Raw genomic sequence first — 251 nt, 5'->3', positions numbered from 1 at the left:
AGGAAGGTCGCGGCATAGGGCACGAAGCCGCCATGCAGGGCGATGCCGTTGGCGATGGCGGCCATGCCGAACTCGCGTACGCCATAGTGCAGGTAGTTGCCGTCGGGGGCGCCTTCCTGCGAGCCCTCGGGGCCGATCACCCGGGCGCCGTTCCAGACGGTCAGGTTGGAGGGTGCCAGGTCGGCGCTGCCGCCGAGCAGCTCGGGCAACTGTGGACCGAGTTCATTGAGGCAGGCCAGCGAGGCCTTGCG

General features: G+C 69.3%; 1 pseudogene. It reads right to left on the bottom strand.

Going from position 1 to position 251, the window contains the following annotated elements:
* Positions 1 to 251: pseudogene (locus LU493_RS19915) on the bottom strand (transketolase); the annotation flags it as partial.

This window comes from Halomonas elongata (genome assembly GCF_029081005.1).
In the GTDB taxonomy this organism is placed as follows: Bacteria; Pseudomonadota; Gammaproteobacteria; order Pseudomonadales; family Halomonadaceae; genus Halomonas; species Halomonas elongata_B.
The sequence above is the reverse complement of the archived record's forward strand: the minus strand, read 5'-3'. Positions and strand labels throughout refer to the sequence as shown.